Genomic DNA, 23,842 nt, shown 5'->3' on the forward strand with positions numbered 1-23,842 from the left:
TAGAGAAAAAGCTGGCTGACGTTCGGTCAGCTTTTTCTTTCAGCGTAAACAGCGGGAGACGATGATCATGATCTGGATATGGGAGTGGTTTAGGCAATCCTTGACGAAAAGATGGTTTCTTTGGACGCTCTTGGTCGTGAACCTGCTGGGAACCATATACGGATTTATCTGGTATGGCAATCAACTGGCAGCAACCCCTGCATTCTTGCGTCCTTTCGTCCCGGATAGCCCGACCGGTAGCGGATTGTTTACGCTCGTCCTGCTTACTTATTTGTTGGGTCGCCACGTTCCTGTTCTGGAAGCATTGGCTGGCATTACCAATTTTAAATATGGCGTGTGGGCTGTATGCATCATCGTGGCAGGGTGGGTCATGGGAAATGAACTGCGCTGGACCGATATTATGCTCATGGTCTCACATGCAGGCATGGCGATTGAATCAGTCCTGTATGCAAGGTTTTTCAAATTAAGCATCCTGCCAGTTGGGATTGCAGCACTGTGGACGTTGAATAATGATTTTCTGGATTATGTCATGAAAATTCATCCATGGCTGCCCTCTGTTCTGGAACCTTATGACGGAATAGTCGGCCTGTTCACGGTTATGCTGAGCTTACTTTCAATAGGGGTCATTTGGTTTACCAACCAGATGTTCACGAGAAACAAGGTCTAATCTTGTCCTCCTTTCCATAGTCTGTACAAGGGAAAGGAGGGTTTTTTGCGTTGAGGAAAAACTTACGCTATCTTTCGGTCTTCCTGTTGATTGGCATTTTTCTGTCTTGGCCGATTCACAGCTTGTACATGAGATTGGACCAACCACGGGAAGAGAAGCAATTGGCTGATCTGGACCAGATCGCACAGGAACTGCTGACGAACGTAAAAAAAGGAGATTTGGAGGGGGCAAAAGAGCGCATCGAGCGGCTGGCTGTACGCTTCCCGAATCAGCACCTGCCAATCCAGATTCGCATCGAGACATTGAATGCTGTTACACAGTCTATCCTGGCAGCCAAGCAAAGCATTCATTCCCCGAACGTGAACGAAGAACAGATACTTTGGCATGCAACCCGCGTTCGTGTCGCTATTGATGCTTTGAGAGAAAATCATCAACCCATGTGGCGCAGCTATTATCCCTCTTTTATGACGCAGGTGCAAAATTTGCAGCTATCTGCAGTGGAGCGGGATTTCGAGACGTTTCGTGTGCAGTTTGAGGAGAATCAACGCTTGTTTTTGGCGCTCAAACCTGCGATGAGCATCCATCTTGCTGAAGCCCAGATGCAGACCATATCCTCTGCCTACGAGCAGATTCTCAAGGAAATGCGCAAGGGCGAGAAGGACTGGCAGATCGTACGCGAATCCTTGCGAGTTTTGAACAGCGAATTGCAGGATGCTTTTGTTGGAGGAGAAAAAAGCGCGTTTACACGTTTGATGATGCGGCCCGATTCCCCGCTGGTTATCACGACCAGCATATCTGTAGCTGTCATCATCGCACTCGCGTATGTAGCCTACCGCAAATACGAAGCTGAATTTCACTCCACGTAAACACGACGAATGTAAAAAAACCTTGCTCTTTGGCGGCAAGGTTTTTTTGCATTCAGATGTTCAGTCATGGAGCGGCTTTTTGTTCTCATCGAGGGTGAAGCCTTCCCCAAGGACTTCATGCACGTCATTGACGATCAGAAAAGCATGAGGGTCTATCTCCTGGATGAAATTTTTATAGCGCATCACTTCATTGCGGCTGACGACGACGTAGACAATCTGCTTCTCGGCGCCGGAGAAGGCCCCTTTTCCGGAGAGAAGCGTAACGCCCCGGCCAAGCTCGAGAATCTGCTTGGAAATCTCTTCTGCGCGGTCGGAGATGATGGTCAATGCTTTGCCGGCGTAAGCGCCGTCCTGGAAGAAATCAATGACCCGAGCGGCAATGAAGACGGCGACCAATGTGTACATCGCGCTTTCGAGATTGAGGTAAATGAGAGATGCACAGATAACCAGGATATCGCTGAAAAAAAGGGTTCTTCCCATGCTGACACCCCAGTATTTTTGCAGCATGCGGGCGATAATGTCGACGCCCCCAGTGGTTCCCCCATAGAGAAAGATAATGCCTAGCCCAATACCTACAGCAACCCCTGCATACAACGATGCGAGCAGTCGATCATCCATGGGCAAGGGGAGGACGCTGTCAAACACGGACAGGAAGACCGACAGGGAAACAGTCCCTAGAATCGTATAGATAAACGAGGTGCGGCCAAGGATTTTCCACCCGAGAATGAACAGGGGAATGTTGAGGGCAAAGAATACGATCCCCTGGTCCACCGCCGGAAAAAGCAATTTGATCAAAATGCTAATGCCCGTAATGCCGCCTTCCGCTAAATGATTGGGGATGTTAAAGGAGTTAATGCCAAATCCCATAATGGCAGTACCGACAATAATGGCAATAATGCTGTCCAAACGTAATTTCATCTTGTCCTCCTGTTGACCCGTCGAGACGGGCGCGGGCAATGTTCATTCGAGTGTCATTATATGACAATAGCGGAGGAAAATAAAGTTATGAACGGGTGAGACTCAAGCTTCTTGCGCTGACTCCTGCTTTTGATTCATTTGCTTTGCGGTCAGGAGGTAAATCGCCAGTGAGACGGCGCCGAAAACAGCTGCAACGAGGAAGAGAGCAGAGTAGCCACTCCATTCAGAAATCCAGCCGAGAGTGATCGAGCCTATGCCGAGTCCAAGATCGAATGCAGTCGTAAAGGAGGCATTCGCCATTCCTTTTTGATCGGGACGGACCAGTCTCAGAGCTACCGCCTGCAAGACAGGATGGGCTGAACCAAAGCCAAAACCGAAAAGAATAGCACCTGCGACGACACCGGTTAGTCCAGCGGTAGAAGCAAGGGTAATCATTGCGGCGACGGTTACAAGCAGACCGGGAATAAGCACATACGCTTCTCCATAGCGGTCTGCGATACGGCCGGAAAAAAACCGGACGAACGTAAGAGCTATGGCATAGACGAGAAAAAACAAACCGGGATTGACCTGAACCGATGTAGAGAAAAGGGGAATGAAGGTGACAATTCCCCCGTAGACAAAAGCAAGGAAAAAGACAGTGAAGGTAATCGGGAGCAGCGCTTTCTCAAAAAGTCTCATTCGCCCGGTATACGAACTTTTCTGAAAAGGCATTTTTACCATCGAGCTCCCGACCAAGGCGATCAATACAAGCAGCGTAGCCACAAGAAAAGTGCCTGCAAATGACTGCTCTGTGATCAACCACACTCCCAAGAGGGGCCCGATCGCCATTGCGAGTGTCCCAGACAGACCGAACCACCCCATGCCTTCACCGCGTCGCTGTTCAGGAATGGTGTCTGTAACCGCAGTTGCAATGGCAGTTGAGGCAAAAGCCCAGCTAATGCCGTGAAGCACCCGAAATATCAGTAACAAGAGAATGCTGCTGGCCCAAGTGTACGAGTACATCGTAATGGCAAACAGAGAGAGTCCCCATATAATGAAAGATTTTCGGCCGATTTGGTCAAGCAAGCTTCCGACGATCGGTCTGATGATTACCGCTGCAATCGTGAAAAGGCCAATAACCAGTCCAACCTGTGACTCGTTGCCGCCAAGTTCCTTGATGTAGAGGGGCATCGTCGGCAAAAGGAAATAAAACCCTGTAGATAAAAAGAACATTGAGAGCGTCAAACTGACAAAAGACTTCGTGAAAAGCGGTTTCATTCATGCTCACACTCCCATTAACTATATATTAAAAACAAAAATGTATAAAAATTACCGCAACTTATTTAAGCATGGAGAGCAAGCCTTGTCAAGATTTTCCTATCTATTTTATCGATGCAGCGACATGCGCTTTTATGCACCGCATCGCGATTTCAAATTTGGCAAACCAGGGCTTTTCAGTTACGATAAGTGAAAGGATGTTTCTGATAGAAGAGGAGTGGCCTATGGAACAGAAAAAGAAAACGTTGCAGGAGATTCAACAGGAAGTGGATCAATACATATCGCAGTTTAAGGAAGGCTATTTTTCTCCCTTGGCCATGATGGCTCGCATGTCGGAAGAGGTCGGCGAATTGGCGAGAGAAATCAATCACCATTACGGGGAAAAACCGAAGAAATCGGATGAAGGCGAGAAAACCGTGGAAGAGGAGCTGGGCGATGTGTTTTTTATCGTCCTGTGCTTCGCCAATTCCCTGGGAATCGACTTGCAGGAGGCCTTCGACCGCATCATGCACAAATTTAATACAAGAGATAAAGATCGCTGGACGAAAATAGAGGAGACAGAGTAATGGAACAACAAATTCGAGTAGCAGTAGCAGGTGCAAACGGACGTATGGGACAGGAAGTTGTCACCATGCTGGGACAGGACAAGCAATTGTTGTACGTAGGAGCCTTGGATACGAGAGGCGAAGATGAGGTCATCCGAGCCAGGATTGAAGAGATGAAGCCGGATGTGTTGGTCGACTTCACGACTCCCCATAGCGTATACCGCCACTTGGAAATTTGTTTGCAGCACGGGATTCGTCCTGTCGTGGGAACTACCGGACTTAGCCAGGATGAGATCCAGGAGATGACCAGACGATTTGGCGAAGCAGGATTGGGCTGTATTGTCGCGCCGAACTTTGCGATCGGGGCGATTTTGTGCATGAAGTTTGCAGCGATGGCGGCCAAGTACATGCCGCATGTCGAAATCATCGAGCTTCACCATGACCGAAAGCTGGATGCGCCGAGCGGGACCGCTTTGAAAACAGCCGAGATGATTGCGGCTGTGCGCGAAGAGATCAAACAAGGCCACCCGGAGGAAAAAGAGACGATTCCAGGAGCTCGCGGAGCCGAATACGACGGTTTCCGCATCCACAGCGTGCGCTTGCCGGGGATGGTCGCCCATCAGGAAGTACTGTTCGGCGCCACCGGTCAGACTCTTTCTATCCGTCACGATTCAATCAATCGCGAGTCTTTCATGCCAGGGGTCAATATGGCAATTAAAGCCGTGATGAATATGAACGGATTCCTGTATGGATTGGAGCATCTTATCGATTAAACAATTGTTTAACGGAAATTTTGTCAGGAGAAAAGGGAGAGGGTAGTGTGAAAATTGCTTTAATCGCCCATGACCGCATGAAAGAAGAGATCGTCCAGCTCGCTCTTGCCTATGAAGCCATTTTATCCGAGCATGAATTGTTTGCGACGGGCACGACCGGCAAGCGGATCATGGAGGCCACCTCCTTGTCGATCACGCGATGTCTCTCCGGCCCCTTGGGAGGAGACCAGCAGATCGGTGCGAAAATCGCCCAGAACGAGATGGATCTGATCATTTTTCTGCGCGATCCGTTGACCGCTCAACCGCATGAACCGGATATTATTGCACTGCTGCGGCTTTGTGATGTGCACAAGATTCCATTCGCCACCAATCTGGGGACGGCAGAGATCTTGCTGCGTGCATTGGAGCGAGGGGAACTGAACTGGCGGGAAATCATTCATGAGGAGAAGGAATGAACAGACAATGAGTTCATTGGATATATTGGCAATTGGTGCTCATCCCGACGATGTGGAGATCGGGGCGGCTGGCAGTCTCTTGCTGGCCGCCAAGCAAGGGAAGCGGGTAGGCATCCTGGATTTGACATACGCAGAGCTGTCGTCGAATGGCGATGTGGAGCGCAGACAGCAGGAGGCAGCAGCAGCAGACCGCCTGCTGGGAGTGGCGGCGCGTTACAATTTCGGATTTCCCGACAGAGGACTGGAGCCGGTACGGGAGCAGGCAATCAGCCGCATCGTCGAGCTGATCCGGCAGACGCGCCCCCGCGTCGTCCTGGCACCGTATTTCCAGGATCGCCATCCAGACCACGAAAGTGTCAGCCGGATCGTTCGCGAAGCTGTTTTTTCCAGCGGCATCCGCAAGTACCAGCCGGACGACAGGCATCCTGCGTATCGGCCTGCGCAATTGCATTATTACTTCATTAATTCGACAGTAACACCGCAGATCGTGGTAGACATCACGGCAGTCTATGAAGAGAAAATGGAAGTGCTTCGCTGTTACAAAAGTCAATTTGAAATGGAGGAAGGCAGTGTCGCGACACCGCTGACCAATGGATATCTCGAATCAGTGGAGTACCGGGAACGGCTGTTTGGACAACAAGCAGGGGTGCGCTACGCGGAGGGATTTATGTGTGCGACGCCATTTGTAGTGGCGAACCTGTAAGAAGGAGTGACATCCTGGTATGAAGATCGGGATTACCTGTTATCCGTCATTGGGCGGTTCTGGGGTAGTGGCTACCGAATTGGGCAAGCTCTTGGCTGAACGCGGACACCAGGTCCATTTTATTACGTCTGGCATGCCGTTTCGGTTGGGAGCCTTCCACCCCAATATTTTTTATCATGAAGTAGATGTGAACAATTATGATGTATTTAAATATCCACCGTATGATTTGACGTTGGCGAACCGGATGGCGCAGGTGGCCAAAAATGAGAATCTGGATTTGCTCCATGTTCACTATGCTGTACCGCATGCTTTGTGTGCTTTTCTCGCCAAGCAAATGGTCGGGGATCATCTGAAGATCGTCACGACCCTGCATGGCACGGATATTACAGTCCTGGGCTACGATTCCAATCTCAGCGACATGATTCGCTTCGGCATTGAACGAAGCGATCTCGTCACGGCAGTATCCAGCGATCTGATCCGCCAGACAAAACAGCTTTTGCACGTGGAAAAAGAGATTGTGCCCGTCTATAACTTCGTCGACAAGCGGCGTTACTATCCCAAAGAAGTGAGTGCGCTGAAAAAGAAGTTTGCGCCAAATGGCGAAAAAATTCTTATGCATATCTCCAATTTTCGCCCAGTCAAACGCGTCCCGGATGTGATCCGGATTTTTGCCAAGGTGCGCAAGGAAGTGGCGTCCCGACTGATCCTGATCGGGGAAGGGCCTGAGATGGGGCTCGTCCGCAACATGATAGCCGAGCAGGATTTGACTCAAGATGTGTGCTTTCTGGGAAAACAGGATGACGTAGCAGAAGTTCTCTCTCTCGCCGATGTGATGCTTCTGCCATCCGCGAAAGAAAGCTTCGGACTGGTCGCACTGGAAGCAATGGCGTGCGGGGTGCCCGCTGTCACCTCTGATGCAGGGGGATTGCCCGAGGTGGTCCTGGATGGCGTGTGCGGGTTTTTACGGCCGATCGGGGATGTCGACGGGATGGCAGAGGCAGCAATCCGGCTTTTGAAGGATGAGGAATTGTATCAGATGCACTCGCGCAACGGTATCGAACGATCGAATGATACGTTTTGCCATGAAAAAATCGCCTCGCAGTATGAGGCTTTGTACGAACAGCTTCTCGGAATCAGCCAGCTGCATAATTAGGGACGCTGCCAGGCTTCTTTGGCGTATTGATGAAGCTTGGAAATCAGGATAAACAGGCCATACAACATTCTCATGCAAGATGCCTCCTTTTCGTAATGAGGATCGGGAATGTCATGCAAAAACGGGAGGAAATCCACAGTGGTGTACGAGATAGCGTTACGAATCCTGCAGACGCTTGAAAAGAACGGATACGAAGCGTATTTTGTCGGGGGTTGCGTCCGCGACTGGCTCTTGCATCGCACCGTGCATGATATAGATATATGTACGAATGCCCATCCTGGCGACGTCATGGCCATATTTCCCGATCATGTCTTGACGGGTCTCAAGCACGGGACCGTCAGTGTCAGGCTGGAAGGTATGTTCTTTGAAGTGACGACGTATCGGACAGAGGGCAAGTACGAGGATTATCGCAGGCCGAGCACCGTCCAGTTTGTCTCGGAGCTGCGGCTGGATCTTCAGCGGCGTGATTTTACGATCAATGCGATGGCGATGGACCGCCACCGCAGGCTGCACGATCCCTTTCACGGTCAAGAGGATTTGAAAAAGAAGCAAATCCGTGCCGTCGGAGTGGCTGTCGAACGCTTCCGGGAAGACGCGCTTCGTTTGCTTCGTGCGGTCCGGTTTGCAGCCCAGCTTTCTTTTGAGATAGAAGGCAAGACGATGGCAGCGATGCAACAAACGGCTCCTCTGCTGGCTCATATTGCTGTAGAGAGAGTGCGTGAGGAAGTGAACAAGATGCTGGCCAGTGCTGCACCGCAATGGGGGTGTCAGCTTCTTTGCGAGGCAGGTCTCTTTGTTTCCTCACCGCTGTTGGAGAGGCTTTTTCAGCTTGGGTCCAAACAAGCGTGGAGGCTTCCTCTTGTACAGGAACTGGTGCAAAAATGGGCGCTTCTCTTTTACGCGGCAGAGTATACGCTATCCGAGGTGAAGCAGGTTGCGACCCAGTTGAAAATGTCCAAGCGAGAGAGCGAGGGTTTGCTGACCCTGTTGGGATGGCTTGAGAAAATTCGTCCCGAGTGGGATGTCCCCAAAGACATCGAGTGGCGTACGCTCATACTGGATGCAGGTTTGGAGATAAGTCAGGAGGTAAACAGCTTGTTGCTTGCCATCTGGTGGCAGCGGCGCGAGCAGGTAGACACGGAGGCGCTTCGGCGGGTATTCGACAGCCTGCCTGTCAAAAGCACCAAGGAGCTGGCAGTGACGGGCTATGATCTTCAGGTGGCATTGAAAAAGCATAAAGGTGAGTGGATTGGTCGGGTTCTGGTAAGCCTTTTGCATCAAACAGCATTTGAGGGTTTGCCAAACACGCCTGAGGCACTGATCGCAGCGGCAAAAAATGAGGTGGCACGCAATGAATATTAAACAGGTCATACTGCAGGCCTTTCACGATCAGCCAGATCGTTTCATATCGGGAGAGGAATTGAGCCAGATGTGCGGTTGTTCTCGTACTGCGGTGTGGAAGCATATGGAGGAGCTTCGCCGCGACGGTTATGAGGTAGAAGCCGTCCGCAAATCCGGGTATCGGCTGGTGGCAGCTCCAGATCGCTTGTCTGCCGCTGAAGTGACGGCGGGCTTGGGTACCCAGCGAATCGGACAGCAGGTCTTCGCCTATGACGAGGTTATCTCGACACAACCGCTCGCGCATGATGCTGCGACTAAAGGCGCTCCGGAAGGCACTTTGGTGCTGGCAGAGCTGCAAACGGGGGGAAAAGGGCGTTTGGGCCGCCCCTGGCATTCGCCAAAGGGGTCCGGGATCTGGATGAGTTTGATCGTAAGACCTGTGATCCCGCTGCCCAAGACACCGCAGATGACTCTTTTGACAGCTGTCTGTGTAGCGCAGAGCATACGCGAAGAGACTGGACTGCCGGTCAAGATCAAATGGCCCAATGATATTTTCATCGGGGACAAAAAGGTATGCGGCATCCTGACAGAGCTTCATGCCGAGTCGGACCGGGTCCATTATCTGGTGATCGGGATCGGAATCAATGTAAACAGCGTCAGCACCGACTTTCCGGAGGAATTGGCACAGATCGCCACATCGCTGAGGATCGAGGCCGGGCAGCCTGTTAACCGCATTCGTCTGATCCAGCGGTTCTGCCGCATATTTGAATCTTGGTACGACCATTTCCTGCAGGATGGCTTTCAGCAGATCAAGGAAAACTGGGAGGCCCATTCCTATACCATCGGTCGGGACGTCAGCGTACAAACTGTTTCCCAAAAACTGGATGGGAAAGCGATAGGCCTGGATGAAGCCGGAGTGCTGCTGGTGCGGGACGAGTCCGGACACGTACACAAAGTCTATTCGGCAGACGTCAATTATCGTGCAAATCATTAAATTTTCTGTTATACTCCAAAAAGTGGAGGCTGTATCATACTGAACGGCACTCCGAATGAAAGACTTGCTCGAGGGAAAATTCTTTTCGAGTAAAGAACTTGTTGATTGAGAATAGTGATACTTACAAGCTTATGGACTAAGATCTGCTCAGAGCCTGTGTGGACCGAGACAGAAGGAATCCTTTCAGACGCAAGATGTCTCTTATGTATGGACAACCTTCTCCCGTATTCGGCGTGAGAAGGTTTTTTACGTTCCAGGACAGCCCAGGCTTTTGGCACGTACAGAGGTGAAAGAAATGGCAGAGAGCACGAAACCGGTAACGACAGCTTTTATCCGTAAAAAGAAAGAGACAGGGATACCGGTCACCATGATTACAGCATATGACTACCCAACCGCCAAGTTAGTAGAAGAAGCAGGGGTAGACATGATTTTAGTGGGAGATTCACTTGGGATGGTTGTACTCGGATACGACTCGACAGTCCCGGTGACGATGGAAGACATGATTCATCACACAAAAGCTGTGACCAGGGCGGCAAAACGTGCACTGGTCGTCGCGGATCTCCCTTTTCTCAGCTATCACGGAACCGTTGAGGAAGCCGTGAAAAATGCCGGAAGATTGATGCAGGAAGGCTTGGCCAAAGCGGTAAAAATGGAAGGCGGCAATGAAATCGTGCCGATTGTCATTCGCTGCGTGCAAGCTGGCATCCCCGTCGTCGGCCATATCGGCTTGACGCCGCAGGCCGTTCATCAGCTTGGCGGCTACAAAGTGCAGGGACGGGATCTGCAGGCGGCAAAGCGCTTGTTGTCGGACGCGTTTGCCTTGCAGGAGGCGGGCGTCTTTGCGCTCGTTCTGGAAGCAGTTCCGGAAGAAGTGGCAGCCCAGATCGCCAGCAAATTGAGCATTCCTGTCATCGGCATTGGAGCAGGGGTTCACTGTGACGGACAAGTCCTCGTCTTCCACGATTTGGTGGGGTACGCTTCACAACTTACTCCCCGATTTGTGAAACGTTATACAGACATCGGGGAACAAATTCGAGCCGCTGTCGCTTCCTATGTCCAAGAGGTGGAAGCGCGTGCTTTTCCTGCGCCGGAGCATGTATTTCATGCGACGGAGGAGACGATACAACAGTTGTACGGCGAAGGAGTGTCAAAGCCATGATTAAGACGCTGCAACAGATAAACACCGTCGCAGAAATGCGAGATCAAATACAAGCGGCGAGAATGCAAGGAAAGCGCATCGGCATTGTTCCAACCATGGGCTACTTGCATGAAGGCCATCTCAGCCTGGTGAAGGCGGCCAGGGAAACATGCGATGTAGTCGTCATGAGCATTTTCGTCAATCCCTTGCAATTCGGTCCCAACGAGGACTTTGACCGGTATCCGCGCGATTTGGAGCGGGACCGCGCACTGGCGGATCAAGCGGGGGTAGACATGCTGTTTACACCGGAAGTCAGTGAGATGTATCCGCGCAAGATCCTGACCAATATTTCCGTATCGAATGTGACGAATCCCCTGTGCGGGAGATCGCGTCCAGGCCATTTTGACGGAGTAGCTACAGTCGTGATGAAGCTGTTCCAGATCGTACAGCCCGATTACGCTTTTTTTGGTCAAAAGGACGCGCAACAGGTGGCAGTGGTCACACAGATGGTCCAAGACCTCAATGTTCCGGTCCAAATCGTGCCATGCCCGATCATTCGCGAGGCAGACGGGTTGGCAATGAGCTCTCGCAATGTTTATTTGACGCCCGAGGAGCGCGAGCAGGCGATTGTCTTGTCCCATTCGCTTACGCTGGCGGAAAAATGGCTCCGTGAAGGAGTGTCGATCGGGGAAGTCCGTGGGCGCGTCATGGACATCATCAGCGAAAAGCCCTTGGCTGCCATCGAATATGTCGAGATTTTGAGCTACCCTGAGCTGGAGCCGCTTGATCATGCGGTCCCTGGCACTACGCTGATTCTGGCGCTGGCGGTGCGCTTCGGCAAAACCCGCCTGATCGACAACTGGATCGGGACCCTGTAAGAACAAGAGTGGATCCATGACTTGAGGAGGAAAAACATGTTTCGCACCATGATGAAAGCCAAAATTCACCGCGCTACCGTCACAGAAGCCAATCTGAACTATGTCGGAAGCATTACGATTGATAAAGATTTGCTGGATGCTCTGGATATACTCCCGAACGAAAAGGTGCAAATTGTCAACAACAACAATGGCGCAAGATTGGAGACCTATGTGATAGAGGGAGCTCCCGGGAGTGGCGTCATCTGCCTGAACGGCGCAGCAGCCCGCCTTGTCCAGGAAGGGGATATCGTCATCATCATCGCCTATGCCATGATGACAGATGAAGAAGCCCGTACCTACACTCCGCGGGTCGCCATTATGGACGAGAACAACAAAATCAAGCAACTGATCGCCGAAGAGGTGCATGCGACGGTCCTGTAACGGATCCTGCGCATCCAGGCTGTCTGCATAGAGCCCACCGCCTTGTGAGACAATGAGAGTACTTACGCCTCACAGGGGGTGGCTTTTGCATGAAGATCGAGGATTGGTTTCAAGGTTTGCGCAATAGAGCGGAAACCATCGAACAAAAATGGCCGAAAGCGACAGAGCAGGAACGCTTGGAGCTGGCGGATCAATTGTTTTACCTGCGCCAGGTCAGCGACAGAGTCGTAGATTTATGGCTGCAATTCGAAGAAAGGCTTTCCCATACGATTCGTCACGTGAAGCAATGGGAGGGACAAGGCTCATCTGATCAAGGAGAGCAGGGGGCGGAGCTGAAGGAATTGCAGCAAGAATTGAAAAAGGAAGCAAAGGAAGCGGAGCACGACAACAACGGGACGGAAGAACATGTGCACGCTTACGAGCATTTGTTTCGACGCGGAGAAGGATTTTATCATCTGCGGATGTACCCTGACGCGAAGCGATGCTTTTCTGAATTGGTAGCTGCAGCGCCGGACTGGGAGACGGGCCGCCTCTACTATGCGTACAGCCTCTTGTTTTGCGATGACAAGGGAGAGGCAATGCGTGAATTTCGGCTCTTATGCAAGTCTGCCAGCTCGCCCAACGTCGTGTCGATCAGTTATAATGCTCTAGGATGCATGCTGGCAGAGGAAGAGCAATGGCTGGAAGCGGCACAGGCATTTAAAGCGGCATTGGAAGCCAAACCAGACCAGCCGGACGCCCGCTTCAATCTCGCCCTGTGCTATTACCGTGATGGAGATGCGCAGGAAGCAATCGACGAGAGCGTCAAGTATCTGGATGCGCATGAACATGACTGGGAAGCGCAGATGCTTTGGCTGCGCGCGGCAAAACAACTACAGGAAATGGACGAAACGGCGGAACTGGAACCCCCGGCCTCCCTGCGTTTGCCTACCCGGGATCTGGATAGTGAGACGCTGCAGGAAATGGCTGCGCTGTACGAAGCGGTCGGGAATCATCACCGGGCGCAAATCTGCTATCATTTTTTGACCGAGCGCTTCCCGAAAGAAGGCTGGGCTTGGCATGGGCTTGCCTGGCATACGTGGTTGATTACCGGTACCAGACGAGCGGCAACCTTGATGAAAAAGGCGATCTCTCTTGCACCGGATCAGGTTGACTTGTTGTTCAGCCTTGGTTGGATGCGTTTGTTCGACGGGGACATTGAGGCTTCAGTGAAAGCTTTTCGCCGTATACTGGAAAAGGAAAGGACAAACCGGCTTGCCCAATCCGGGATGATTTCGGCGTACGAAAAAAGCGGAGATATTCAGGCTGCGAAGCAGTTGGCGAAGTCCTTTATAACGGATGAGCGGCCTTATATCCAATCCCTTGGCTATTTTCATTTGGGCAGATTGGCGATGGGGGAAGAAGAGTGGCTCTTGGCTGAGCAATACCTGAAACGGGCTGAGCCAAACAGCGGATGGCTTCAGGAGATCCCCCTCTATCTGCAGCTTTGTGCCAGCAAACAGGGAAAAGCAACCCAGTTTAACGAGCTTTTGAATTCATAGAAGGCTTTTCGGCAGGAAGTTTCCCCGTCGTTGCCGAATGTGAGGAGAGCTGTTTTTCTTAAGCTCTGCTTTAGGTTACGAGGTGACTAATGTTTTGAATCGATTACTCGTTGTAGATTTTGAAACCACGGGAAGCAACCCGCGCCAGGGTGATCAAATCATCCAAATCGGCGCTGTCGCGATTGAGGATGGCGCGATTGTGGACAGCTTTTCCAGCCTGATCAATCCGGAAATGGAAATCCCGCCTTTCATCACGCAGTTGACCGGGATTACGGATGAGATGGTGAAAGATGCTCCCACCCTGGAGGAAGTGTTTCCCCGTTTTTTGCGCATGCTGGAGGGACGTGCCTTCGTCGCCCACAATGCCTATTTTGATCTCCAATTTTTACAAGAAGCCCTGCTGAGTCAGGGCTATTATACGTTTGACGGCTATGTGCTTGATACAGTCGAGCTGGCCCGCCTGCTGCTGCCGATGCAGAACAGCTACAGGCTGGGAGAGCTTACCGTTGATCTCGGAATTGTCCACGAACGTCCTCACCAGGCGGACAGTGACGCTGAAGCGACAGCCAAGCTGTATCTGCATCTGGTCGAGGTTCTGCGGGCTTTGCCGCTGGTGACGATCCAAAGATTGCACATGCTGGTCTCATCCTTTCGCTCCGACATTCATGTTTTGCTTCGTCATCTGGAAATGGAGAAGCTGGCTGCATTACCTGAGCTTGAGGAACAGGGCGCAGGAAAAGACGAGCAGATGTGGGATGTGTACCGCCAATTGGCGTTGTACAAGCGGGAAGAGAAGCTGGAGGCCTCGTTGAAACCAACGGACCGCAAGCAGACAGTGGAGGAGAGCTTCGAGGAGCTGCTGGAAAACACTATCGGGGAACAGGGCAGATTGCTTCACAATATTCCGTCCTATCAGCGCCGGGATGCACAGGAAGCGATGATGCATGCTGTCTTTTCGGCGATATCCGAAGGGGTTCATCTCTTGGTGGAAGCGGGTACCGGAACTGGGAAATCTCTGGGGTATCTCTTGCCAGGAGTGATTTGGGCGAAGCAGAACCAGCAGCAGCTTGTTGTAAGCACGAACACCATTCAACTGCAGGAACAGCTGTTTCACAAGGAAATGGCCGCCTTGCAGGAAGCGCTGCCTTTCCCGGTCACGGCCGCTACGCTCAAGGGGAGAGGCAATTACCTCTGTTTGCGAAAATTTGAACAAGCGCTTGAGGAGCCGATTGAGGGAAGCAGTCAGGAGCTCCGCTTGGTCAAAGGACAAATGCTCACCTGGCTGACGCAAACCGGGACCGGTGATGTGGAAGAATTGAGCTTGCCGGCGGCAGGCCAGCTTTTTTGGCAGCAAGTGAAAAGCGACACGGGATCTTGCCTGAATCGGGCCTGTCCGTGGTTTAGCCGCTGTTATTATTTCCAGGCAAAGGAACGCGCAAGGGAAGTAGATGTCATCATCGTCAACCACGCCCTGCTGATCAGCGACATGCAGGCGGAAAATCGCATCCTGCCGCCCTATGAGGTGGCGATCATTGACGAGGCACATCACCTGGAGGAAGCTGCGACACAGCATCTTGGCAAGCATTTGTCGACCACGGAGCTTTTATTTTTACTGGACCGCGCCGCTGTGGATTCGGGCAGCTTGCTGCATCGTTACGTGGAAGAATTGGCTGTATCCTTTCCTGAGACCAAGGAGATGGGAGAGAACTTGCTTGCAGAGATGGGCAAGGAAATCTCCCCGCTGCGAGAACGCGTGCAGAAGTGGACGACGTATGTGTATGATTGGGCGTCCAGACGGGCAGAAGAAACCACAGATGCAGGCCGGGAAACAGTTCGTTACCGGAGTGAGATGTTTACCGGGAAAAGCGAACGGATCAAAAGGGAAACCCGCAAGATCATCGACGAGATGGGAGCGGTTGCCAAATTATGGGACCAACTTTGGCGCCTGTTGAACAAAGAGGAGAAGCCCTCTTTCTCCCTGCGCAGCCTGCGGACCGATCTGAATGGTCTGATGCAGGAATGGCAGCAGGGCATGGAAGGACTGCACTTCTTCCTGTTGGAGCAAGATCCGCAATACGTCTACTGGATGGAAGTAGAGTCCCGGATGGCGCGAAAGCAGGTGCACTTCTCAGCAGCGCTGCTCCGGGTTTCCGAGGCGTTGGCGGAGCCTTTTTTCGCCGAGAAACGAAGCGTGATCCTGACTTCAGCCACCTTGACCGTGAAGAACAGCTTCTCCTACTGCCTGAGTCGTTTTGGCTTGGATTTGCTGCCGGAGGAGCGCGTTCGCACTCTGGTTCTGCCCTCGCCGTTTCACTATGAGGAGCAAGGAATGCTGTTGATCCCATCGGATTTTCCACTGCCGGGAAAAGAAAACGAGCAGGGGTATCTGGATGCGATCGTACAAGGCTGTCTGGACGTCGTTTTGGCAGCGCAGGGAAGGACGATGCTGCTGTTTACCTCCCATTCGATGCTTCGTTACGTGTACCAGGCAATGAAAGAACGGTTGGCTGACGAAGAAGTCCCTTATTTGCTGCATGGACAGGGGATTGACAGCAATAATCGCAGCAAGCTGATCCACCTTTTTCAGACGATGGAGCGCAGCGTTCTCTTCGGAACCAGCAGCTTCTGGGAAGGTGTGGATATACCGGGAGAAGCCTTGAGCTGTCTGGTGATCGTACGGTTGCCTTTTACTCCGCCTCACCATCCGGTTTACCAGGGCAGGGCTGAATTGCTGAAGGCTGAGGGAAAAAATGCCTTCATGTCGATCGCCCTCCCCCAAGCCGTTATACAGTTCAAACAAGGTGTCGGGAGATTGATTCGTCATCATCTCGATCGCGGAGTTGTGGTGGTATTTGATACACGCATTGTCGAGTCCCGCTACGGCCGCACTTTTTTACAATCCTTGCCGCCTTTTCAAATCGAAAGCGGACCTTGGCCGACGCTTCGCCAGCAGATTCCCGCCTTTTTGGGCATGCTACCCTTGTCAGACTCATAAAATGAATCGATAGTCTCGCAAGGATTTAGGTGATAAAATACATGGTAGGGAAAACGGGATGGACGTGCTTGTCCCTTGTTCTAAGCGTGATGCTGATGTCCAGCTGTGCGTCGATTGACAGCCATCTGTTTCAGCAAGAGGTCATCAAAATCGATGATCCGTTCGCGATTGAAGACGAGCGGGATTTTACCGGCATGGTGGTTACTTACTTCGCCCTTCCGCATGGGGAGAGCACGTTGGTTCGCTTGCCGCAGCCGGATGCCAAGACCGTCCTGATCGATACCGGCAGCGAGGAAGACTGGCCGGTATTGCAGGAGAAATTGCTCGAACGCAAACTGACGCGATTGGATTACGTCATTCTCACCAGCGACCAGCCGGAACAATCAGGCGGTTATCCGCTACTCGCCAATAACTTGCAAGTGGATATGCTGGTCTTGCCGAAGCTGATCGAGAACGTGATTCGTCACGCCACTTCCCTTCGTCCGGACCAGAAGCGGCTGGCATTGGCAGAAAGTGAAGTTCTTTCGCTTGATGAGACTGTTTCCATGAAGGCATTATCGCCCAATGAACCGTTGTTTTTGTCGCCCCAAAACAATTCACTTGTTTTTTCGCTGCAGCAAGACCAATTGCGTTTTTTGTTTACAAGCGGAATCAATGAGCAGGCAGAAGAACGGCTTCTGGAGCGCCATCCGGAAGATTTGCAGGCTGCTGTTCTGAAAGTGGGAGACCAAGGGAGCAATCAGGGTTCCTCTCACCCTTTTTTGACAAAGGTGGATCCCCAGATTGCGATCATCCAGACAGGAAAATCGCGTGACCAGATGAAAGACTCTCAGACAGAAGTGCTGGAGAGGCTTGGCGAGTCATGGGCGGAGACCTATGTGACCGGCCAGGACGGCACGATCACCATCTTGTCGAATGGCAAGGAGTATCGTGTCTTGAAGCAGCAGTAAAGAAGGGGGATAGACCGTACGTGGCAAAACATGAAAAGATTTCGGAAGCGGTCGTACGTCGCTTGCCGATCTATCTTCGGTACCTCTCCTATTTGCAGCAAGTGAATGTTACGACCGTATCCTCCCAGCAAATGGGGATGAATTTGGACGTAAATCCGGCGCAAATACGAAAAGACTTGGCCGCGTTCGGAGATTTCGGCAAAAAAGGGATCGGCTATGATGTCAATTATCTGGTGGAGAACATTCGCCAAATTTTGAAGCTCACCGAAGAAGTCCGAGTGGTGCTCGTCGGAGCGGGCCACCTGGGACATGCTATCAGCAATTACAACGCGTATATGAAAGACAATATGAGGATCGCCGCCATCTTCGACAACGATCCGCAGAAATGGGGCAAGGAAGTCGCAGGGCTCCTGATCCAACCGATGGAAGAGATGGCCAAGACGATACAAGCCCAGAACATCAAGCTGGCGATCATGACCATCCCGGCGACTGCTGCCCAAGCGGTATGCGATCAATTGATCCAGGCGGGGATCAAGGGTATCCTGAATTTTGCCCCGACTACCATTCGCGTCCCCAAAGATGTGCGGGTCCATTATGCAGATGTGACGTCCAACCTGCAGAGCTTGGCCTATTACCTGACATAGAGAACGGAGTGTACGTATGAAAAAGACAATTTTGGTTCACGCGACGGTTATCACAGTGAATGAGAACAATGAAGTCATTCTGGATGGCGCGGTTGCGTTTGAAGACGGAAAAATCACGTATGTCGGCCCGACGCCAGAGGATTTGTCAGGCTATGATGAGGTATTGGACCAAAAGGGAGATTACGTCCTGCCAGGCTTGATCAATACCCACGGACACGCTGGCATGTCTTTGCTTCGCGGGTATGCGGATGATCTGCCCCTGCAGCAATGGCTGGAAGAAAAAATGTGGCCGCTCGAAGCCCAGTTTACGGCAGACCATGTCAAATGGGGGACACATCTTTCCCTGATTGAGATGATCCGTACAGGGACTACCACTTTTGTCGATATGTACGATCACATGGATGAGGTGGCAAAAGCCGTTGACGCTGCCGGCATGCGGGCCAGACTGTGCCGCGGCATGATCGGGCTGTGCTCGGAAGAAGAGCGCCAGATCAAGCTGAAGGATGCCACAAGATTTGCAAAAGACTGGAACAACCAGGCAGATGGACGCATCACGACCATGATGGCTCCTCATGCACCATATACCTGCTCGCCAGAATTTATCACACAAATTATAGAAAAAGCGGACGAGCTTTCGGTGCCGCTCCATATCCATATGTCAGAAACTGCATTTGAAGTCGCGCAAAATGAACGGGATTACGGCCTGCGCCCTGTGGCGCATCTGGAAAAGCTGGGGATGTTTTCTCGTCCGACCTTGTTGGCTCATGCGGTTCATTTGACGGATGAAGAGATCGATGTCTTGGCAAAATACCAAGTAAAAGTCTCGCACAATGTGATCAGCAATCTGAAGCTGGCAAGCGGTGTCGCACCCGTTCCGAAAATGCTTGCAAAAGGCGTCAGCGTCTCCCTGGGGACTGACAGCTCGGCGAGCAACAACAACCTGAACTTGTTTGAGGAGTTGAGGCTTGCGGCGATTCTGCACAAGGGAGTAAACAACGATCCTGTCGCTGTGCCTGCGGATACAGCCTTGCGCATGGCAACGATTCTAGGTGCGGACGGTGTTTTCCAAGCGGATTCGCTTGGTTCCATCGAGGTTGGAAAGCAAGCCGATTTAATCGTCCTTGACAGTCATCAAGCGCATTTCCATCCGGCTCATGAACCAGTCTCCCACGTCGTGTACGCCGCAAATGGCCGTGATGTGAAGGACACCATTGTTGCGGGCACGTTCCTGATGCGCAACCGCGAGCTGCTGACCATCGATGAGGAAAAAGCCATCTTTGAAGCCAACCGCTTGTTCCAGCAGTTGAAGCGATAATGAGAAAGAATACTCCTGCCAGGTGTGGGGCAGGAGTGCCAATAAGTAGGTGTAGGTAGGGGAATTTGTTGAAGCTGTAATACCGTGCTCACTTTCGCCACAGTTCTGTCAGGGACCGGTGGCGAAAATGCAGTGTGGGTGTGTGAGTCAGGTTGCGCAGCGGCGAGGATAAAGCTGCCCAGGAGACGCGGTATTCCTGTAACAGAAACCCTAATACATCAGGAGATGTGGTTCGTTGCGACCATTTCACGCGCTCACCTCCTTCGGGTGTAAACCTAGTATGACCGTCGCCCCTCATGCTATGAGTAGCAAGATTTCCGTCCCGTTCTAAAACCTTCCCGTATAGCATAGGCTTACACAAAAAACGGGACAGGGGGGAAGGGGATATGTACATCCGACCCAAACTGTTGTGGTGGTGTTTGCCCGCCTTTTTGATCCTTTTCCTTGTCGGCATGGCGCTGGGGGCTGCAGGAAACCGGCAAGAGGTCGAGATAGCGCCCGAAATCCAGAAGCCTGCTGAAAAGGGCTACACGGAGCAGATTGCTTTGAAGGCACTGCTGGATCAATTGACAGATGCGAAAGAACGTTCGTTTATTGTGTACATGAAGGAGAGCGCTTTGAATGGCCGCTACGAGCAGGAACGCTTTCAGTTGACAGGTGAAATCGGGGGGCATAAGCTGGAGATCTCACGTGATCTAAACCAGCCTGTTACAGTCCAGATCGATGGAGAAAAGCAAGATGATGCTGCACTGCCTTATGCGCTTTTCACCCCGCATGAGCATGCAGAGCTTTTAAAAGGCGTACTGTCGTCCGTCAAGGCTGCACCGGTATCCGACCCCAGCGGAGAAGGCTGGAAGGGGTATCGAATTACCGTGCCGTCCCAGGAAGTCACCAGTCTTCTGGACTTATGGCTGGGACCATCCTTTCCCGTCAAGGACCTTTCACCAGAGCTGGCAAACCAGATTGCGGTCGAGTATCAGCTCTGGTACGATGAGCAGTCCGGACTCGTGCGTCAGTTGGAGATCGATCTGCAGCTTCAAACTCCAGCAGGAGAAAAGCGGGACCAGCTTCGTTTTCGATTGTAGCGGTATTTCAGTAAAGGAGTTTATGGCTTGTGGTAGTTCGATGGATAATAGGTATCATCGCCGCTCTTCTTGTCTTCGTTGTCGGATGGGCATATCATTTGGCATCCTCAGTGATTCAGGAGAGGAATGATTTTGAATCGCAGGTTCGCCAGTGGGTTTCAAAACGGACCACCATTCAGGAGATTGAGGAAATCGATGAATACCGCGGCAAACAGAGCTATGCTGTCGTGACAGGCAAAAACCAGGCGGGAACTCCGGTCATCGCATGGCTGACGGAAGAACATGCCGTCATGGATCGGCTCGACCTGGCCGTTCCCAAGAAAAGCGTTGAGGAAGCGGTGAAAAAAAGCTACCCTCAGTCCCAGATCACCCGCATCGTCCCGGGGATGGATGGGGAGCAGCGTTTTTGGGAGGTCACGATGGAGGATCAGGACGGACGCTTTCACTATTTGCATTTCAATCTTTATACTGGCGAACTGTTGACGAGCTATGTCCTTTCGCCAGCCTGAATGAAGAAAACAACGGCACAGAGCAGTCGAGCAGGGTTGAATCCTGTACGGCTGCTCTTTTTCTTTGGCATGCTATCCAACATCTACATGGAAAAATGGATATGCTTGTGTGATATACTTGTAAGCGTTACTAAGAGAGATGAATCGTAGGGGGGAGAAAGCTTTGCAATGGCGGAAATCGACAATAGGTTTATCTTTGCTGGCGACGCTGACTCTTCTTTTTGGGGCATGGTTTCTGTATCAAAAACTCGAAGTGGAGTCGCCGCTCCGTGGGGAAATCGGCCAGTTGCAATCTGCAACACTGAACAACCTGGAAATTGGCAGAGATAAAATCCAAATAGATCTTACCGTTACAAAACCCGATGTATTCCCGCAAGAATATCGGGAATTGATGGATACAGCCAGCAAATTGGCAGGAGAAAAGCAAGTGGTGATTCGGGTCGGCAACAAATCCGAGTCGATGGAAGACATCTGGCAAAGCGGCCAGTTTGTTTTTACAGAAGCGATGGATCTGCATCAGTACAGCCGCATTCCGCAACTGGTGAATGAGTGGAAGAACAGTCATCAGTTGGACGAGGTTTCTGCATTGATGGATGATGCGAACATTTATATTTATATGAAAAAAGGGACGGAGGATTTTTATGCGATCGTCCCCCGCTCCGAGGAAAAAGAGGTGACGGCACATGCATAAGGAATGGGCGATAGGTGTCATTGCGGGTATCCTGATCTTCCTGTTGTTCCTTGGTATCAATGTCACCCCGTTCTTGCTCTTGGCGATCGTGCTAGGGGTTATCTTTTTCATGCTTCAACGCCATCAGGGCGGAAAGGGCGGCAACGTGGCTCTTGGCGGCAAAGGCAAGCAGAAAAAGCATGTGATTCCCCGATCAAACGTGCAGTTTGCCGACATTGGCGGACAAGAGCGGGCCAAAAAGGAATTGAAGGAAGCACTCGACTTTCTGGTATACAAGGACAAGATTGAGCAATACGGCATTCGTCCGCTAAAGGGTGTACTCCTCACAGGCCCTCCGGGTACCGGAAAAACCCTGATGGCGAAAGCGGCGGCCAATTACACGAATTCCGCTTTCGTTGCGGCTTCCGGCTCCCAATTCGTCGAGATGTACGTTGGTGTCGGTGCTCAGCGTGTACGTGAGCTGTTTCGAGATGTCAAAGCGATGGCGGAGAAAAACGGCCAGGACAGCGCGATTATTTTCATCGATGAGATTGACGTCATCGGGGGAAAAAGGGACGGTCAGCAGCAGCGCGAGTACGATCAGACTCTCAACCAGTTGTTGACCGAGATGGACGGGGTAGCTACCAGTGACAAGCCGCGTGTACTTGTCATGGCTGCGACCAACCGAAAGGACATGCTGGATGCAGCCCTGCTCAGACCGGGACGTTTCGACCGTCACATCAGTGTGGACTTGCCGGACAAGCCCGCCCGCGAACAGATTTTGACGATTCATACGGCGAACAAGCCGCTCGGTTCGGACGTGGTCCTGGAGAAAATCGCGCAGGAAACGTTTGGCTTTTCCGGTGCTCAACTGGAGAGTGTCGCCAACGAAGCCGCCATCTACGCCATGCGCGAAGGCAATGAGATGATCGCGGCCCGCCACTTCGGCTATGCCGTGGACAAGGTGATGATGGGGGAAAAAGTGGACCGGGAAGCATCACTCGAAGAGAAAAAACGGGTCGCACTTCATGAGTTGGGTCATGCCATCGTAAGTGAAATCGTACGCCCGGGTTCGGTTTCCCAGGTCACGCTGAGTCCGCGCGGAAAGGCGTTGGGATACGTACGGCAGAATCCCATGGAAGATCGGTATCTGTACACCAAGGATGCGATGGAAAAACAGATCATGGTATGTTTAGGCGGCGCCGTCGCCGAGGAAATCTACTATGGTGGCCGCAGTACAGGCTCCAAGAACGACTTTGAACAAGCCCTGAACATGGCACAGGAGATCGTACAGAGCGGGATGTCCCGCTTGGGCATCGTACATCTTCAATACGTCGATAAAAATCGGGTGCATGAAGAAGTCGAGCATCTCTTGGAAACACTGCTCGGCAAAACTCGCGAGGTATTGGGCCAGTATGATCCGGTCTTCATCAACAGCTTGCAGACTTTGATGGACTCAGAAGTTCTGCAGGGAGACGAATTTCGGGCCTTGCTTGCGCAGTATGCTCCTGAACGCAAACATGTTGCGGTCTAAACGCCGCATGAGGAAACTGCTTTCCAGCATAGATGCTGGTTAAGCAGTTTTTTTGTATGGAGCGTGCCCAGCAAGCCGTTAATTGCTAGTTGGTGAAAGTCCAACCGAGGCAGGAGCCAAGTCACCTCGTAGCTGACAGGCAACTGGTGGAGAAATCCTAAGGTTGAAGCCCTGTGACAAAGTAACTCGAAAGAGTGCGAGCAAATCAGCAGGCCGTAACATAAAGTGAATCCTGCAGCCTCGTTAAGAAAGACCACCGAGAGGTGGACAAAGGGAAGCCGAGCTTGTTTCATATGGGCGAAGGCCAAGGACGGTGTGGAGAACTTGGAATACAGCACCTATGAATCCCTCGGGGTATGGGGAGCGGTATGTTGAGAAAGTAGTTAACGGAACTGGGGAGTCCCTACTCTGCACGCCCCGTCAGGAGCGTAAAACGGAAACCTATAACCGTAAGGGAAGTGGTGGATGGCAGAGAGGGAGTCGGAGGGGTT

At 51.8% G+C, this 23,842-nt stretch carries 24 protein-coding genes; 21 read left to right on the forward strand and 3 right to left on the reverse strand.

Annotation, left to right across the window (positions count from 1 at the left end):
- The first annotated feature begins 67 nt into the window (after window positions 1-67).
- Together EDM58_RS04660 and EDM58_RS04665 are read left to right on the forward strand one after the other, a co-directional pair.
- Window positions 68-667, forward strand: a complete 600-nt coding sequence (locus tag EDM58_RS04660; RefSeq protein ID WP_122912318.1) for a DUF1405 domain-containing protein — start codon at window positions 68-70, stop codon at window positions 665-667.
- A gap of 50 nt (window positions 668-717) precedes the next feature.
- The gene (locus EDM58_RS04665) at window positions 718-1,533 is read left to right on the forward strand and encodes a sporulation protein YpjB (protein WP_122912319.1); all 816 of its coding nucleotides are present in this window, start codon (window positions 718-720) and stop codon (window positions 1,531-1,533) included.
- A gap of 60 nt (window positions 1,534-1,593) precedes the next feature.
- Here EDM58_RS04665 and EDM58_RS04670 read toward each other — a convergent pair whose 3' ends face one another.
- Both EDM58_RS04670 and EDM58_RS04675 read right to left on the reverse strand, forming a co-directional pair.
- Entirely contained in the window at window positions 1,594-2,451 is an 858-nt protein-coding gene (locus EDM58_RS04670) for a YitT family protein (protein ID WP_122912320.1), read from the reverse strand.
- A gap of 102 nt (window positions 2,452-2,553) precedes the next feature.
- A complete protein-coding gene (locus EDM58_RS04675) occupies window positions 2,554-3,708 on the reverse strand; it encodes an MFS transporter (RefSeq protein WP_122912321.1) in 1,155 nt (384 codons plus the stop codon).
- A 224-nt stretch (window positions 3,709-3,932) separates the two neighbouring features.
- On the opposite strand from EDM58_RS04675, the gene EDM58_RS04680 reads away from it, so the two are divergent.
- From EDM58_RS04680 to EDM58_RS04750, 15 genes are all read left to right on the forward strand, one after another.
- Window positions 3,933-4,274: a nucleotide pyrophosphohydrolase gene (locus tag EDM58_RS04680; RefSeq protein WP_122912322.1), complete on the forward strand. Its 342-nt coding sequence runs from the start codon at window positions 3,933-3,935 to the stop codon at window positions 4,272-4,274.
- Window positions 4,274-5,026: a 4-hydroxy-tetrahydrodipicolinate reductase gene (gene dapB / locus EDM58_RS04685; protein WP_122912323.1), complete on the forward strand. Its 753-nt coding sequence runs from the start codon at window positions 4,274-4,276 to the stop codon at window positions 5,024-5,026. Before EDM58_RS04680 ends, dapB begins: the two co-directional genes overlap by 1 nt.
- A gap of 47 nt (window positions 5,027-5,073) precedes the next feature.
- Window positions 5,074-5,481: a methylglyoxal synthase gene (locus tag EDM58_RS04690; protein WP_122912324.1), complete on the forward strand. Its 408-nt coding sequence runs from the start codon at window positions 5,074-5,076 to the stop codon at window positions 5,479-5,481.
- A 7-nt stretch (window positions 5,482-5,488) separates the two neighbouring features.
- Window positions 5,489-6,184, forward strand: a complete 696-nt coding sequence (bshB1, locus tag EDM58_RS04695; protein WP_122912325.1) for a bacillithiol biosynthesis deacetylase BshB1 — start codon at window positions 5,489-5,491, stop codon at window positions 6,182-6,184.
- A gap of 19 nt (window positions 6,185-6,203) precedes the next feature.
- On the forward strand, window positions 6,204-7,337 hold the full coding sequence (gene bshA / locus EDM58_RS04700) for an N-acetyl-alpha-D-glucosaminyl L-malate synthase BshA (RefSeq protein ID WP_122912326.1): 1,134 nt from the start codon (window positions 6,204-6,206) through the stop codon (window positions 7,335-7,337).
- A gap of 138 nt (window positions 7,338-7,475) precedes the next feature.
- A complete protein-coding gene (locus EDM58_RS04705) occupies window positions 7,476-8,699 on the forward strand; it encodes a CCA tRNA nucleotidyltransferase (RefSeq protein WP_122912327.1) in 1,224 nt (407 codons plus the stop codon).
- Complete coding sequence (locus EDM58_RS04710) at window positions 8,689-9,672, forward strand: biotin--[acetyl-CoA-carboxylase] ligase (RefSeq protein WP_122912328.1); 984 nt, start codon at window positions 8,689-8,691, stop codon at window positions 9,670-9,672. Before EDM58_RS04705 ends, EDM58_RS04710 begins: the two co-directional genes overlap by 11 nt.
- 295 nt (window positions 9,673-9,967) lie before the next feature.
- Window positions 9,968-10,831: a 3-methyl-2-oxobutanoate hydroxymethyltransferase gene (gene panB / locus EDM58_RS04715; protein ID WP_122912329.1), complete on the forward strand. Its 864-nt coding sequence runs from the start codon at window positions 9,968-9,970 to the stop codon at window positions 10,829-10,831.
- Window positions 10,828-11,688 carry a pantoate--beta-alanine ligase gene (gene panC / locus EDM58_RS04720; RefSeq protein WP_122912330.1) on the forward strand — a complete coding sequence of 287 codons (861 nt, stop codon included), beginning with the start codon at window positions 10,828-10,830 and terminating at the stop codon, window positions 11,686-11,688. The genes panB and panC overlap by 4 nt, the downstream gene beginning before the upstream one ends.
- 36 nt (window positions 11,689-11,724) lie before the next feature.
- Window positions 11,725-12,108 (forward strand): aspartate 1-decarboxylase, encoded by a 384-nt coding sequence (panD, locus tag EDM58_RS04725; protein WP_023554388.1) that lies wholly within the window; start codon window positions 11,725-11,727, stop codon window positions 12,106-12,108.
- An 89-nt stretch (window positions 12,109-12,197) separates the two neighbouring features.
- On the forward strand, window positions 12,198-13,649 hold the full coding sequence (locus EDM58_RS04730; protein WP_122912331.1) for a tetratricopeptide repeat protein: 1,452 nt from the start codon (window positions 12,198-12,200) through the stop codon (window positions 13,647-13,649).
- A 94-nt stretch (window positions 13,650-13,743) separates the two neighbouring features.
- A complete protein-coding gene (dinG, locus tag EDM58_RS04735) occupies window positions 13,744-16,644 on the forward strand; it encodes an ATP-dependent DNA helicase DinG (protein ID WP_122912332.1) in 2,901 nt (966 codons plus the stop codon).
- A gap of 41 nt (window positions 16,645-16,685) precedes the next feature.
- Window positions 16,686-17,594 (forward strand): ComEC/Rec2 family competence protein, encoded by a 909-nt coding sequence (locus EDM58_RS04740; RefSeq protein ID WP_122912333.1) that lies wholly within the window; start codon window positions 16,686-16,688, stop codon window positions 17,592-17,594.
- A gap of 20 nt (window positions 17,595-17,614) precedes the next feature.
- Window positions 17,615-18,238, forward strand: a complete 624-nt coding sequence (locus EDM58_RS04745) for a redox-sensing transcriptional repressor Rex (RefSeq protein WP_122912334.1) — start codon at window positions 17,615-17,617, stop codon at window positions 18,236-18,238.
- A gap of 16 nt (window positions 18,239-18,254) precedes the next feature.
- On the forward strand, window positions 18,255-19,553 hold the full coding sequence (locus tag EDM58_RS04750) for an amidohydrolase (protein WP_122912335.1): 1,299 nt from the start codon (window positions 18,255-18,257) through the stop codon (window positions 19,551-19,553).
- A gap of 88 nt (window positions 19,554-19,641) precedes the next feature.
- Here the strand turns inward: EDM58_RS04750 and EDM58_RS25620 are convergent, their stop codons facing one another.
- Window positions 19,642-19,803: a hypothetical protein gene (locus EDM58_RS25620; protein WP_171819346.1), complete on the reverse strand. Its 162-nt coding sequence runs from the start codon at window positions 19,801-19,803 to the stop codon at window positions 19,642-19,644.
- Window positions 19,804-19,939: 136 nt separating this feature from the next.
- Here EDM58_RS25620 and EDM58_RS04755 point away from each other — a divergent pair, with 136 nt between their 5' ends.
- From EDM58_RS04755 to EDM58_RS04770, 4 genes are all read left to right on the forward strand, one after another.
- The gene (locus EDM58_RS04755) at window positions 19,940-20,638 is read left to right on the forward strand and encodes a hypothetical protein (RefSeq protein ID WP_122912336.1); all 699 of its coding nucleotides are present in this window, start codon (window positions 19,940-19,942) and stop codon (window positions 20,636-20,638) included.
- A gap of 29 nt (window positions 20,639-20,667) precedes the next feature.
- A complete protein-coding gene (locus tag EDM58_RS04760) occupies window positions 20,668-21,147 on the forward strand; it encodes a cell wall elongation regulator TseB-like domain-containing protein (RefSeq protein ID WP_122912337.1) in 480 nt (159 codons plus the stop codon).
- Window positions 21,148-21,310: 163 nt separating this feature from the next.
- Window positions 21,311-21,838 (forward strand): hypothetical protein, encoded by a 528-nt coding sequence (locus tag EDM58_RS04765; protein WP_122912338.1) that lies wholly within the window; start codon window positions 21,311-21,313, stop codon window positions 21,836-21,838.
- Complete coding sequence (locus EDM58_RS04770) at window positions 21,831-23,351, forward strand: AAA family ATPase (RefSeq protein ID WP_122912339.1); 1,521 nt, start codon at window positions 21,831-21,833, stop codon at window positions 23,349-23,351. The genes EDM58_RS04765 and EDM58_RS04770 overlap by 8 nt, the downstream gene beginning before the upstream one ends.
- The last annotated feature ends 491 nt before the right edge of the window (window positions 23,352-23,842 follow it).

This window comes from Brevibacillus panacihumi, from assembly GCF_003710985.1.
GTDB classification, from domain to species: domain Bacteria; phylum Bacillota; class Bacilli; order Brevibacillales; family Brevibacillaceae; genus Brevibacillus; species Brevibacillus panacihumi.